Genomic DNA, 11,699 nt, shown 5'->3' with positions numbered 1-11,699 from the left:
GAAATAAGAAACGGATAATTGTCGGAATATATTCGATTTCCGTTCATTTTTATGAAATATGTGTACTTTTTGTTAGATTCCTTCATTTTGTGCATATACAATAAATGTATATAGAAATAAGAAAAGGATGATGTACGTGAAGGACACTGTTTTACAAGAAACGATTTCTCCACAAGAATTACATAAAGTTGTTCAAAAGAATACAGCTTATTATGACTTTAAGTGGGGTAAAGTAGAAAATCCAGCGCAAGGGAATACATGGAATTGGGTAGCCTTTTTCTTCCCAACTTTTTGGTTAGCTTATCGAAAAATGTATAAGTTATTTATTATATTTGCGTTATTGGCTATACCTAGTATAGTTATACCCCCTTTTATAGATATTCCAGATGGGATTTATGTAACATTTAATTTAGCTCTTCAATTAGGAATGATGATATTTACTGGATGGCAAGGAAACCGTTTATATTACAAGCATGCTGTTCGTGTTTTTCGTAAGGGAGAAGATGCGTCTGATCATGAGAAGGCGTATTTCTTACAATCAAAGGGTGGCGTGAGTATTGCTGGTATGATTGGTTTACAAGTTATAGTCGGGATTGTGTTTGGGTTAGCTGCGTTCGGGCTGTCCTTTTTACCAACTGAGCCGAATATTAAAAACGTTGTTCGTTCAACTGGTGAAGGGGTTACTTTAGAGATTATGACTGATAATCCAACCTGGAAGTTTGTGAAGAAAGAAAAAGATTATGATGTAGTAGAGTTTACTGGCTATGATTATACAGAGAAGAAAAACGTGAAAATTAAATTTGCTGTTTATTTCGATGAAGATTATTTCGAGTGGCAAGAGGTATATGAAAATAATAAGAAGTTAAGTGAAGAAGAAGTAGAAGAATATCAAATTTATATTGAAGAAAATAATTGGGGTTTCTAGAGGGAACTCGTTCATTTTGAAAAGAAGAATCTTGTGAAGGTTCTTCTTTTATTTATTAGGGGGAGAGAAATAATTTCAGCATTAATAGAAGCTCTAATAGGATCTATTAGTTTAAGTACGGGTTTACACACGAAAAAGATTGATGCTAACATACTTTACTTGCAGCAGTATGAATGGTTTCGAATCATATATGAAGACGAGAAGTATCGAAAGTTATTTATTACGAACTACAAAGTTCGCTCATATTTACAAAGTAAGCTAAGAGTTCGATTGCTCGTAAAAAATAAAAATGCACAACGAAGATTTTTAAAATTAGTAGAAGAACAAATAGAAAAACGGCATACAAATTGAAATTTTGTAAAATACAATAAAAAATGAGAATTTGAGGTAGGGTTGTCAATAACGTGAGACTATGGCACTATAAAGAAATGCTATACAAATTTTATTTATCGAGATGTAAACATCATTTTTGATTTTTACGTATAAATAATGAACGGAGGAAATGGATTTATGGCTACTTTACCAAATTGTCCAAAATGTAATTCAGAATATACGTATGAGGATGGCGTTCTTTTCGTATGTCCAGAATGTGCTCATGAGTGGGGCCAAGAAGCAGAAGCTGAAAATAATGATGGTGCAAAAGTTGTAAAAGATGCGAACGGAAACGTTCTTCAAGATGGCGATGCTGTTACTGTTATTAAAGATTTAAAAGTAAAAGGAACTTCTTCAGTTGTGAAGATCGGTACGAAAGTAAAGAGTATCCGTCTAGTTGATGGCGATCACGATATCGATTGCAAAATCGACGGTTTCGGAGCTATGAAGTTAAAATCACAGTTCGTTAAGAAGGCGTAAGTAAATAGAAGAGGAGGCGAATAGCCTCCTCTTTTTATTATGTCACTTTTTGTCGGTAAATCGATATTTCGTACAAAATCGTTGATATATTCTGAGTTATGATAGATATATTTGAAAAATCGTTGATATATTGCAAGTTATGATAGATATATTGAAAAAATCGTTAATATAAATTCACTCACCGAGAACTACGCACGATTTACCTCGCATCATAGTCAACCTCTTTCAATTGACATCGCTTATTAAAGAACGTTTTATATCCAAGCTGTAAAAAGATAATGACAGCAAAGGCAGTACTTCCAGAAATACCGAGTATGATGGCGATTTGATATTGAATGGCTGTGAATGGTGATACACCGGATAATATTTGACCAGTCATCATGCCTGGTAAGCTTATAATTCCCATTCCGACCATAGAATTAATTGTTGGTAAAATAGCAGAGTCAAAAGCGTCTCGAATGAGCGGAGCAGCAGCTTCTTTCGGTGTTGCTCCGAGCATAAGTGCACCTTCAATTTGACCTCTTTGCGATTTCATATTGTTTAAGAACGTATTTGCACCAAGAGAAACACCAGTCATGGCATTCCCAACTAACATTCCTGTAATAGGGACGATATATTGCGGAGCATACCAAGGGTCATGACCGATAATAACAAAGATAAATAGTAGAAGTGGCCCAATTGATCCGGCGACCATGGAAAGGGCGGCTACTCGTTTTAATTCTTTAGACATTGGGATGTTAACCCGTTTATAAATATTAAAAATTGCAAAGGTAGTAATAGAAGTGATGAGAGCGATTGTATAAAATGGATTACTGTTTTCAAATACGTATGTAAGGACATATGCAACAAGTACGAGCTGAATGGTCATACGGAATGTTGCGAGCGCGATTTGTTTTTCGCGAGGTATTCCTTTTAATTTTACAAGTCCAATTAAAATAAGAATGAAAATATAGGCAGCTGCAAGTTGCCAAATTTGGAGTTCAATAACGCCCTTCAACTGAGAGCACTTCCTTTCTAGTTGCACCCTTTGTTTTGCTAATTTCAATAATATCGTCTGCAATTTCTTCTGGAAGTTGTTGTGAGTGTGTGATGAAGATAACTGTTTTTTTCTTTTTTCGTGCTAGATCAGTAAATTGTTTCATAACGCGGCGTTCTGTATCACTGTCTAATGCTGAAGTTGGTTCATCTAATAAATAGACAGGCGGATCCATAAGTACGATACGTGCAAAGGCAAGTCTTTGTTTTTCACCGCCGGATAATGAGGAGGTGCTATCTTCTAATTGCTTGTCTAAGCTAACGGTTTGTAATGCACTCCGCAGGGCATCATCATTTGGAAATGGTTTTTCAGAAAGACGAAGTCCCATTAATAGGTTGTCTTTAACGGCTCCATCAAAAATAGGTGGAGTTTGCCCAAGCATAACTACGTCACGACGTAATTGAATAGGGTGATAATCAGAAATTAATTTTCCGTTATATTCAATTGTACCGGATGTTGGGGATTGTAAATCGTTTAACATGCGAAGCAACGTGCTTTTTCCGCTTCCGCTTTCACCGATAATACAAGTAATCTTTTCTTTTCGAATCTGTAAATAAGGAATGTGTAGTATATCTTTATATATAACGTCTTTTAATATAAACATAAATCGCTCCTTTCTGATTCTAGTTATATCGTATCAAAAAAAGAAGGGAAAATGGTTATAACGAACAACGTTTTTTCTTCGTCTTGAGTTTTATTAATAAGTTAAGTAAACAATCTAATTCTTGGCTGAAAGAAATCACTTTATCATGAGTGAATCCGTATCGTTCAACGAGATAGATTAGCTCTTTCTTTTTCGCTTCTATTCGATTGTTTAGTTTCGATAAGTTCATAAGTGGAATGTAATGCCTCCTACAAAAGTATTTATCACATGAAAAATAAGACCGAATGAACTCGGTCTTAAAGGAAGTAATAAAACAACTTACAAATAGCATACAATGTTTATCAATATTTTTTAATATAAAAATGAAAAATAAATCATTATAAATATTGAGAAAGATGTGTCTGATAATTTTTAAAAACTGATGCAAAGAGGCTGCCTACATAGTAGACAGCCTGTAAGGTATTAACCTTTATGATATTTGTACATCCAAAGAAGACCAGATTTTAATAATCTCGGTACACGTCCCATTAATGGTTGGTTTGCTAGTAAACCAAAACCGTGCTTCTTACCAAGAGAACCGAGAACACCTTTTAATTTAATTACAGGTAGTTCATCCGGGAGTGATTCATTATTCCAACGTTTTAATAATATTTGGACAATTTGTTCTCCTTGACCTTCAGCAAGTTGGGCAGATGGTGCATGTGGAAGTGCTGCGCAATCTCCTACAACGTAAACATGATCGTTATTTGGAATATTATGATATTTAGTTAAGACAACCCGTCCGCTACCATCTTGTTCAACTGGAAGGTTTCGAACAACTTCATTTGCTTGAATACCAGCTGTCCAGACGATTGCATCACATTCAAGTGGTTCATCGTGGTTGTACACAATATTTGGTTCTACTTTTGTAATGTTAGAGTTTCGTATGATGTTAACTTTATGCTTTACAAACCATTCTTCTACGTATCTACTTAATTTCTCTGGATATGGGAATAAAATTCTATCTTTTCGATCAAATAAATAGATTTTTAAATCAGAACGGCTTTCACGAAGTTCACTTGCTACTTCAACACCACTTAAGCCAGCACCAACGACAGCTACTGTTGCATTTGGTTCTAGACTATTTAATTGTTCATATGTCTTACGTGTTTGTTCAATTGATTGTAGACTATGTGTATATTCTCTAGCTCCAGGAACGTTATGATATTTATCTTCACAGCCAAGTCCGATAATTAAATCATCATATTGGATCGCTTCGCCGCCATCAAGATGAACAGCTTTTTCTTCGAGGTCAATATTTGTTACTGTGCCGTATTGAATATTGAGGCGTGGGTGTTCAGGAAACGGTATACGAATATGCGTTTCTGAAATAGTACCCGCAACTAATGCATAATATTCAGTTTTGAAGCAATGATATGGTACTTTGTCGATTAATGTCACTTGTACATCATCTGGAAGTTGGTTGCTTGGAAGTAGCCTTTGCAGAATTCTCATTCCACCGTAGCCGCCACCTAGTATTACGAGGTGTTTCATGATGGATTACCCCTTTTCTGTTGAAATATCCCCTAATCATAAAATTTTATATTAATAAAATATTTTGACTTTACTCAATCAAATTATATCGAATTTGTGAACAAATAACAATGCATGAATGAATACTCTGTTGTACAATAAGAAGAAAAGTAAACTGTTTTTCTTTTTAAGTTACTCTTTCATTGTAAGTAGCATGTTATATAGAAGAAATCATCTACTTTGAAGTGAAGTAATGAAGTAACTAAATAGTTTAGACTGTGTAACGAAAACAACAAGAAACAGCTTAGTTTTCTTCTTATAGATAAAGTGAAAAGGTAATTTGTTTTGTAGTACAGGGGGGAGAATTTTGATTAAACCATTAATTGAATTTTGTGTAGGTAACCTTGCAAGTGGTTCACAAGCAGCTCTAGAAAAATTAGAAAAAGATCCGAATTTAGATGTAATGGAGTATGGTTGTTTAGGATATTGTGGCATTTGTTTTGAAGGACCATTTGCACTTGTAAATGGTGAAGTTGTACAAGGTGCAACAGTAGAAGAGCTTGTTAATAATGTATATGAGTATTTGGATGAAAATCCAATGTTTTAAGGTGTTGCGAATTAGTAGCACCTTTTTCATTAGATAAAACTTTATTTCGTGGGGAAGACTAATACTGAGTATTAGTCTTCCCCAATCGAAAATAGTAGGATAAATAAAAAAAGGCCCTTTTTAGAAGGGCTTTTTTCTTACACAAATTGTGTAAGAGTGGCTCATCGCCAAACGTTGTCAAATATGAGAAACGGGGGACATTCATATTGTGTTCTAAAAGCATGCATTTTATACTTAACATAACAAATTATTTTTGGAGTGAATATAAATGAGCCAATTTTCTTTTACAAAAATGCATGGTCTTGGCAATAGTTATATATATGTAAATATGTTTGAAGAGCAAATTCCTGAAGAAGATTTAGCCCTTGTGGCCGAAAAGGTTTCAAATATTAATACTGGTATTGGAGCAGACGGGATGATTTTAATTTGCCCTTCAGACGTAGCTCCGGTGAAGATGCGTATGTTTAATAATGATGGTTCTGAAGGAAAGAGCTGTGGTAACGGTTTACGCTGCGTAGCGAAATATGCGTATGAGCATAAACTAGTAGAAGAAACAGTTTTCACAATTGAAACGTTAGCTGGTATTGTAACGGCTGAAGTAACAGTAGAAGATGGTGTCGTGACATTAGCAAAAATCGATATGGGAGCACCTCGTCTAACACGTGCAGAAATACCGATGCTTGGTGAAGGTGAAACACCATTTATTCGTGAAAACTTCTTATACAATAATCATCGTTATGCATTTACAGCTGTTTCAATGGGAAATCCGCATGCGGTTATTTTTGTTGATGATGTAGAAAAAGCACCTCTTACAACACTTGGACCAGTTCTCGAGACACATGAAATGTTCCCAGAGCGAGTAAATGTTGAGTTTATCGAAATTTTGAATAATGACGAGATGAACTTCCGCGTTTGGGAACGTGGATCTGGTGTAACGCAAGCTTGCGGAACAGGAGCGTGCGCTGCAGTTGTAGCTGCTATTTTAAATGGAAAGATGGAACGTGGTAAGGAAATTACAGTCCATTTAGCTGGCGGCGATTTAATGATTGCGTGGACTGAAGAAGGAAACGTGTTGATGAAAGGACCTGCGGAAGTAATTTGCCGCGGAGTGTATGAGTACAAGATAGAAGCGTAAAGATGTATAATGAACTAAGAACAGAAAGGAAGGTGTATTTCATGATTGAAGTAACAGAACAAGCAGCTTTTCAAATTAAAGATATGTTAAAAGATGCTGAAGATGGAGAGAAGTATGTGCGCCTTGCTGTACACGGCGGCGGATGTAGCGGTCTTTCTTACGGCTTAGGATTTGAAGTAGAACCAAAAGAAGACGACACAGTGCTTGAGTTTTTCGGTGTTGAATTTGTTATCGATACAGAAAGTGCTCCAATTGTTAAAGGAGTAAAAATTGACTATAAACAATCTATGCTTGGCGGCGGATTCACAATCGACAATCCAAACGCAATCGCATCATGCGGATGTGGATCATCTTTCCGTACAGCATCGAATGCTGGTAAGCCAGAAGAGTGCTAAGTTTTTAGCAGAAATAGAGAAAGACCTTTTTAGCGATAGAATAAAATCGTTAGAAAGGTCTTTTCTTTTTGCGTTAAAACAGGAAATGTATGTAAAGTTACTTTAGATCTTAATTTAAATGTTATTATATATGGTATATATGATTAACGCTGTGAATTCGAGATTCATATTGTTCATTTTAAGATAAGATTATGTAGAAAAAATGTAAACTTTGAACCGAATGGAACTGTTACGGATGTAGTGGAAGACGGTTTACCACGATAATAAATTAGTTACAGGAAGAATTGTAGTAAAGTTGTCTTTGATTTTATAAAGTTTTTGGGAGCATCTCCGAATATAGGTGAAAAAATAATTCTCTTAGCCATGTTAACTACAGTATTAGTATTTACCGAAGTTTCTTCCAAATTCAATAGCGTTATCGTGGATGTTGTTGTCGTATTATCTTTGTTGATATATACCGCAGTAGGGCAGCAATTGTAACTGGACGTAAAAGGACGCGGAGGAGTAGCAGCTTCCTTTTAAAAGAAGGAGGAAAATATGATGGAGGATATTCTTGAATTTATAGGGAGATACGTAATTAAACCTATTATTAGTTTAGTGAGATATCTTGTAATAGAGATTATAATTGAGGGCATAATAGAAGGCGTAATAAACGGTATAAGGAAATTACGTGATAAGTGGCGAAATTGGCGTGAAAGACGTTATTGGCGGTAGTGTAGCTGATGAGCGTGAGAAACAAAAACGTTATACAGAAGCTTAATGGAATGACAATTTCTAAAGTGAAGAAATAATTATTATCTTACAAAAGTGTAATGTTCATGTCATGTTTTTGAATTTCTTCTTTAAGCTCCGGGCTTTAAGATAAGAATATAAGAAAAAACATATGAGGTGAAGGAAATGAAAAGATACATTGCACTATTTAGTATTTTAGTTGTATTTGCAAGTTTGTTAGTTGGTTGTGATTTAAACCGTATGGGTAAAGATGAGTATTATGTTCAAATTACAGTAGATGGAAAAGAATTTGATAGTAAAGATAGTAATGGGCAGAAATTTAAAGATTATGAATATAAACTGACTGGCTTTGATAAAGACGGTAAAGAGAAAGAATTAGAATTCATAGCTCAAAAAAATCTTCGTAAAGAAGCATTCCTACGCGTATACCACTCAGATAAAAAAGGTGTAACAGCTTGGGAAGAAGTGAAAAAAGACGAGCTTCCAGCGAAAGTGAAAGAAAAACTAAGTGTGAAATAAGACAGATAAAAAGGAATTGACGAACAGGGTCAATTCCTTTTTTTGTTTTCAAATTCTTCTTCTGAAATGACTTTAAATCCGTGTCTTTTAAATAAAGCAGTTGTCACTCCGAAACCAGTTTGCTTATTACCGTTAAATTCTCCAGTGTAAATCGTAGAACTACCACAAGATGGGCTGCGTTCTTTTAAAATAATATATTCTGGGTGTAAATCTTTAATTTGTTCTAATGCTTTATAAGCACCATTTACGAAAGCTGCTGTGACATCTTCACCATTTTTTGTTATCACTTTCGCTTTTCCGTCTAAAACGTCGTCGCCATTCCCGCCAATAATTTCAGCGGAAGGACGAGGTGTTGGTAGTCCTCCTAATACTTCAGGGCAAATGAGGACTGTATCTTCTTTTTGCAGAAGCTCCTCTATTTTTGAAACAAGATTGTCATTCCCGTCATAACGGCAAGCAATCCCACCTAAACAAGCGCTAATTACAATCATATTTTCATCTCCATTAAAAAATATTAACTATCACGCCAATTTCGCTTCCTGCCTCTTACTTATAAATGAGGTGATATAAATGGGAAGCTTATATAATTTAATGAAACCATATAGTGAATTTCAAAGTAAAGAAGAGTTTAATACATATCAAAAACAAGTTTTGAAGTGCTACCGATTTCAATTGAATAAAACTGATTCTATCATTATTCATTTTTTAGGAAAATATGCGGTGAATGAGAAACAAAAAACAGTAGGAGTCGCTTGTCCATTAATGGGGACGATTGCGACGAATGTTGGAAAGAGTATTCGTACAGTACGCCGTTCAATTGCAAAGTTAGAGGAACTAGGAATTATAAAGCGTGTTGCAACAAAAGAAAGGCATAAACGCGGCGGGTATAGTGCGAACTTATATGTATTTCTTACATCTGCGATTGACCGCATGGATGACCGTATGAAAATGTCCGCTTGTAAAACTGAGGATAATGCAACTGGCTGTAGTAAAAATGAGCAAAAAATTGCTGGGAAAACAATTCTTTCTAAAAACATTTCACAAATAAAAGAGAAAAGAAAAGGAACGTATGAGCTTGATGAGACGTATTGCCGTCATGATATACCGAAGCCTTTTATATACGCACTGGTGCCGATGACGAGTAATCCGAAGAAAATTAATATATTTTGGAGTAAGGTCGAGCTTGCGTATAAAAAGAGTGGGTTACTAGAACAAGGTGTTTTACTAGAGCAAATATTAGCTGACGAAGAAGTGTATGGAAATTTAATTTGGCGCGTGAAAAGTGTTGTAAGAGCATATAAATATGGGGAAATTCGTAAAGACATTGGGGCACTTTTATACAGTACAGTGCGAGATTTATTTTTAGAGGTTGGATTAGAATGGGGAGCAGCATTAAGGAGAAGTAAGGGAATATCACTATTTGATCCATTCAAAAAAGAGTCATGCGTATAATACATGACTCTAAGTGGCTAATCGAACTTCCTTACAACTGGAATACGAATCGCTACAAATAGTACGAAGACGATAACAGCTATTGCACCACTTTTCATAACGGTTACGATTGGAATTCCCATTGCAAGTGCAAGTGATGTGAATGCATAAGAGAGCGGGATAAAGCCCATTGATGATAGCATAAGTAAACTCATTACGCGTCCCATCATTTCTTCTTTTACTGTCGATTGAATCATTGCCATAAGCGGTACAATCGCCATTGCGATTGTAATACCATAAAACATGCCGGCTAATAGTGCTTGCCAAAGTACGGTGCTAAAGTTGATGGCTAAGAAGAATACACCAGACAATAGCATCATGATAATACAAAATAGACCGCGTCTACGATTAATATTTTTTAAACCTACAATGATAGCACCGATTGCCATTCCGCCGCCTACAGATGCTTCTAAGTAACTAAACTGGAGCGAATCACCATGCAGAACGTTTTTAACAAAAAGAGGGAAACCAACTTGCATCGGGCCGATTAAAAATAAGTTTAAAAAAGCGCTACAAATAAGGAAAGTTGAAAGGAATGGCGATTCCTTTACATATAAGATTCCTTCTTTAATGGAAGTGAACATACCTTTAGCTGTATCTTTTTGTTCTGGCATCGTAAATTGTATTTTTTGAACGAGTATGGCAGCGACAATCAGTAATAAAATCGTAATGGAAAAGATTGTCTCATAGTTCGTAAATTTAATGAGAATACCACCAAGTACAGGGCCTAAGATGACCGATGCTTGGTTCGTCATTTGTGTAAGCGAATTTGCTTGTGTTAACCGGCTTTTTTCTACCAATTCCGGTAAGATAGATCCATCTGCTGACCAGAAGAAAGCATCAGCAAGTCCAAAGAATAAAGCGAATAAAGCAAATGTATATAGTGTTACATCACCAACGATAAACCATGTGAGAATGGTTGCGACAAGAATCGCTCGAATGATATTGGAGTAAAACATAATGTTTTTTTTCGGGAATTTATCAGCTACAGCGCCGCCGACAATCATAAAAATAAGCCTTGGAACACTAAGAGCTACGAAAACAACACCGAGTGAAGCTTCAAGGTTTAATGTTTTTGCTATGTACCACGTTTGTGAAAAAGTAAAAAAGGCTAAAGCAAAGCTTGAAAAAAGAGTAGCTGCCCAAAGAAAAAGGAAATTCGTATTTTTTAATAACGGTTTTCCGCTTCCTTCTAAAGCAGTTTTATTTTGTTGTAGTTCCTCCATATTGCTTCCTTTCTATGTGACGAATTTAAACTAAAAAACTTATTAACAATCGTTTTATACAGTTTCTAATATTTCTATACTGCACTTTCTCATTGTAGACAATAATAATGAATTTGCCCAGTAGCTATTTAACGACAAAAAAAGATGCCGAATGGGCATCTTTTTTTAGGCTAACGCAATATAAATATCCAATTGTGCATGATTTGGGTCTAATGCTCTTTCATCGTAAAGCTCAAAATCTGTTGTGAAGGCACGTTTATTTTCTTTCGACCATTTCCAAATATATTCCCAAGCTTCACAAACGACTTCAGCAACTGGTCCCTTTCTTGTTGTAAATACCGCATATGTAGCGGCAGGTATTGTTAAAGTTGTCATATTTTCAGGAACGTCTTCTAATGAAGAAACGGGCGTACCGATTGTAAATGTATATGTACCAGTTTCATCTGACTCGTAGTTTGAGTAGAAAGCGAATGTTTCTTTCGTTTGTTGATTTGGGATGTGATGCATCATTTGTTCTTGAAAGTATTGGTTCCAGAGTTGTGGGATTTGTCCTTCAGTAGATGCCTCTTTTTCATTAGTCGTCGTAACCGAAACGCCGATTGCGTGGAAAGCTTCTTTTTTTACGATAATGGGTTCGTGTAGCATAAAAAATTCCTCCCTTTAAA

At 35.5% G+C, this 11,699-nt stretch carries 15 protein-coding genes and 1 pseudogene; 9 read left to right on the top strand and 7 right to left on the bottom strand.

All coding sequences use genetic code 11. The features are described 5' to 3' along the window. Positions 1 to 127 precede the first annotated feature (127 nt). The 3 genes from GBN78_RS13990 to phnA all read left to right on the top strand — a co-directional run bounded on the left by GBN78_RS13990 (position 128) and on the right by phnA (position 1,777). Positions 128 to 925 carry a DUF2628 domain-containing protein gene (locus tag GBN78_RS13990; protein ID WP_128267187.1) on the top strand — a complete coding sequence of 266 codons (798 nt, stop codon included), beginning with the start codon at positions 128 to 130 and terminating at the stop codon, positions 923 to 925. 69 nt (positions 926 to 994) lie between these two features. Continuing rightward, positions 995 to 1,276 carry a hypothetical protein gene (locus tag GBN78_RS13985; RefSeq protein ID WP_033657549.1) on the top strand — a complete coding sequence of 94 codons (282 nt, stop codon included), beginning with the start codon at positions 995 to 997 and terminating at the stop codon, positions 1,274 to 1,276. Between the two features lie 159 nt (positions 1,277 to 1,435). Next, the gene (gene phnA, locus GBN78_RS13980) at positions 1,436 to 1,777 is read left to right on the top strand and encodes an alkylphosphonate utilization operon protein PhnA (RefSeq protein ID WP_000212737.1); all 342 of its coding nucleotides are present in this window, start codon (positions 1,436 to 1,438) and stop codon (positions 1,775 to 1,777) included. 199 nt (positions 1,778 to 1,976) lie between these two features. On the opposite strand, the gene GBN78_RS13975 is transcribed toward phnA, so the two are convergent. From GBN78_RS13975 to GBN78_RS13960, 4 genes are all read right to left on the bottom strand, one after another. Next, on the bottom strand, positions 1,977 to 2,774 hold the full coding sequence (locus GBN78_RS13975) for an ABC transporter permease (protein ID WP_000679260.1): 798 nt from the start codon (positions 2,772 to 2,774) through the stop codon (positions 1,977 to 1,979). Next, positions 2,758 to 3,417, bottom strand: coding sequence for an ABC transporter ATP-binding protein (locus GBN78_RS13970; protein WP_000470268.1), 660 nt, complete (start codon positions 3,415 to 3,417; stop codon positions 2,758 to 2,760). Before GBN78_RS13970 ends, GBN78_RS13975 begins: the two co-directional genes overlap by 17 nt. Positions 3,418 to 3,472: 55 nt before the next feature. Then, positions 3,473 to 3,646 (bottom strand): aspartyl-phosphate phosphatase Spo0E family protein, encoded by a 174-nt coding sequence (locus GBN78_RS13965; protein WP_001054087.1) that lies wholly within the window; start codon positions 3,644 to 3,646, stop codon positions 3,473 to 3,475. A gap of 233 nt (positions 3,647 to 3,879) precedes the next feature. Further along, complete coding sequence (locus tag GBN78_RS13960; protein ID WP_000682078.1) at positions 3,880 to 4,950, bottom strand: NAD(P)/FAD-dependent oxidoreductase; 1,071 nt, start codon at positions 4,948 to 4,950, stop codon at positions 3,880 to 3,882. Between the two features lie 346 nt (positions 4,951 to 5,296). On the opposite strand from GBN78_RS13960, the gene GBN78_RS13955 reads away from it, so the two are divergent. The 5 genes and pseudogenes from GBN78_RS13955 to GBN78_RS13935 all read left to right on the top strand — a co-directional run bounded on the left by GBN78_RS13955 (position 5,297) and on the right by GBN78_RS13935 (position 8,317). Further along, positions 5,297 to 5,536, top strand: a complete 240-nt coding sequence (locus tag GBN78_RS13955; RefSeq protein ID WP_000595026.1) for a YuzB family protein — start codon at positions 5,297 to 5,299, stop codon at positions 5,534 to 5,536. A 268-nt stretch (positions 5,537 to 5,804) separates the two neighbouring features. After that, positions 5,805 to 6,671, top strand: coding sequence for a diaminopimelate epimerase (gene dapF, locus GBN78_RS13950; RefSeq protein ID WP_000077397.1), 867 nt, complete (start codon positions 5,805 to 5,807; stop codon positions 6,669 to 6,671). A 41-nt stretch (positions 6,672 to 6,712) separates the two neighbouring features. Further along, on the top strand, positions 6,713 to 7,066 hold the full coding sequence (locus tag GBN78_RS13945) for a HesB/IscA family protein (protein ID WP_000573825.1): 354 nt from the start codon (positions 6,713 to 6,715) through the stop codon (positions 7,064 to 7,066). 685 nt (positions 7,067 to 7,751) lie between these two features. Beyond that, a pseudogene (locus GBN78_RS30625) lies at positions 7,752 to 7,820 on the top strand (methyltransferase); the annotation flags it as partial. Positions 7,821 to 7,963: 143 nt separating this feature from the next. Continuing rightward, positions 7,964 to 8,317 (top strand): YxeA family protein, encoded by a 354-nt coding sequence (locus GBN78_RS13935; protein ID WP_000833146.1) that lies wholly within the window; start codon positions 7,964 to 7,966, stop codon positions 8,315 to 8,317. A 29-nt stretch (positions 8,318 to 8,346) separates the two neighbouring features. Here GBN78_RS13935 and GBN78_RS13930 read toward each other — a convergent pair whose 3' ends face one another. Beyond that, the gene (locus tag GBN78_RS13930; RefSeq protein ID WP_000635484.1) at positions 8,347 to 8,808 is read right to left on the bottom strand and encodes a 2-thiouracil desulfurase family protein; all 462 of its coding nucleotides are present in this window, start codon (positions 8,806 to 8,808) and stop codon (positions 8,347 to 8,349) included. A gap of 79 nt (positions 8,809 to 8,887) precedes the next feature. Here GBN78_RS13930 and GBN78_RS13925 point away from each other — a divergent pair, with 79 nt between their 5' ends. Beyond that, a complete protein-coding gene (locus GBN78_RS13925; RefSeq protein WP_044584947.1) occupies positions 8,888 to 9,769 on the top strand; it encodes a helix-turn-helix domain-containing protein in 882 nt (293 codons plus the stop codon). Positions 9,770 to 9,786: 17 nt separating this feature from the next. Here the strand turns inward: GBN78_RS13925 and GBN78_RS13920 are convergent, their stop codons facing one another. Together GBN78_RS13920 and GBN78_RS13915 are read right to left on the bottom strand one after the other, a co-directional pair. Next, positions 9,787 to 11,034, bottom strand: coding sequence for an MFS transporter (locus GBN78_RS13920; protein ID WP_000391937.1), 1,248 nt, complete (start codon positions 11,032 to 11,034; stop codon positions 9,787 to 9,789). Between the two features lie 165 nt (positions 11,035 to 11,199). Next, positions 11,200 to 11,679 (bottom strand): GyrI-like domain-containing protein, encoded by a 480-nt coding sequence (locus GBN78_RS13915; protein ID WP_000902162.1) that lies wholly within the window; start codon positions 11,677 to 11,679, stop codon positions 11,200 to 11,202. Positions 11,680 to 11,699 lie beyond the last annotated feature (20 nt).

The sequence above is a fragment of the Bacillus sp. B2-WWTP-C-10-Post-4 genome (assembly GCF_009183805.1).
GTDB lineage: Bacteria > Bacillota > Bacilli > Bacillales > Bacillaceae_G > Bacillus_A > Bacillus_A cereus.
The sequence above is the reverse complement of the archived record's forward strand: the minus strand, read 5'-3'. Positions and strand labels throughout refer to the sequence as shown.

What these genes read in the sequence shown, in the direction of transcription:
- GBN78_RS13990 (WP_128267187.1), top strand. Translation starts at nt 128, where the DNA reads ATGATGTACGTGAAGGACACTGTTTTACAAGAAACGATTTCTCCACAA.
- phnA (WP_000212737.1), top strand. Translation starts at nt 1,436, where the DNA reads ATGGCTACTTTACCAAATTGTCCAAAATGTAATTCAGAATATACGTAT.
- GBN78_RS13970 (WP_000470268.1), bottom strand. Translation starts at nt 3,417, where the DNA reads ATGTTTATATTAAAAGACGTTATATATAAAGATATACTACACATTCCT.
- GBN78_RS13965 (WP_001054087.1), bottom strand. Translation starts at nt 3,646, where the DNA reads ATGAACTTATCGAAACTAAACAATCGAATAGAAGCGAAAAAGAAAGAG.
- GBN78_RS13960 (WP_000682078.1), bottom strand. Translation starts at nt 4,950, where the DNA reads ATGAAACACCTCGTAATACTAGGTGGCGGCTACGGTGGAATGAGAATT.
- dapF (WP_000077397.1), top strand. Translation starts at nt 5,805, where the DNA reads ATGAGCCAATTTTCTTTTACAAAAATGCATGGTCTTGGCAATAGTTAT.
- GBN78_RS13945 (WP_000573825.1), top strand. Translation starts at nt 6,713, where the DNA reads ATGATTGAAGTAACAGAACAAGCAGCTTTTCAAATTAAAGATATGTTA.
- GBN78_RS13935 (WP_000833146.1), top strand. Translation starts at nt 7,964, where the DNA reads ATGAAAAGATACATTGCACTATTTAGTATTTTAGTTGTATTTGCAAGT.
- GBN78_RS13930 (WP_000635484.1), bottom strand. Translation starts at nt 8,808, where the DNA reads ATGATTGTAATTAGCGCTTGTTTAGGTGGGATTGCTTGCCGTTATGAC.
- GBN78_RS13925 (WP_044584947.1), top strand. Translation starts at nt 8,888, where the DNA reads ATGGGAAGCTTATATAATTTAATGAAACCATATAGTGAATTTCAAAGT.
- GBN78_RS13920 (WP_000391937.1), bottom strand. Translation starts at nt 11,034, where the DNA reads ATGGAGGAACTACAACAAAATAAAACTGCTTTAGAAGGAAGCGGAAAA.
- GBN78_RS13915 (WP_000902162.1), bottom strand. Translation starts at nt 11,679, where the DNA reads ATGCTACACGAACCCATTATCGTAAAAAAAGAAGCTTTCCACGCAATC.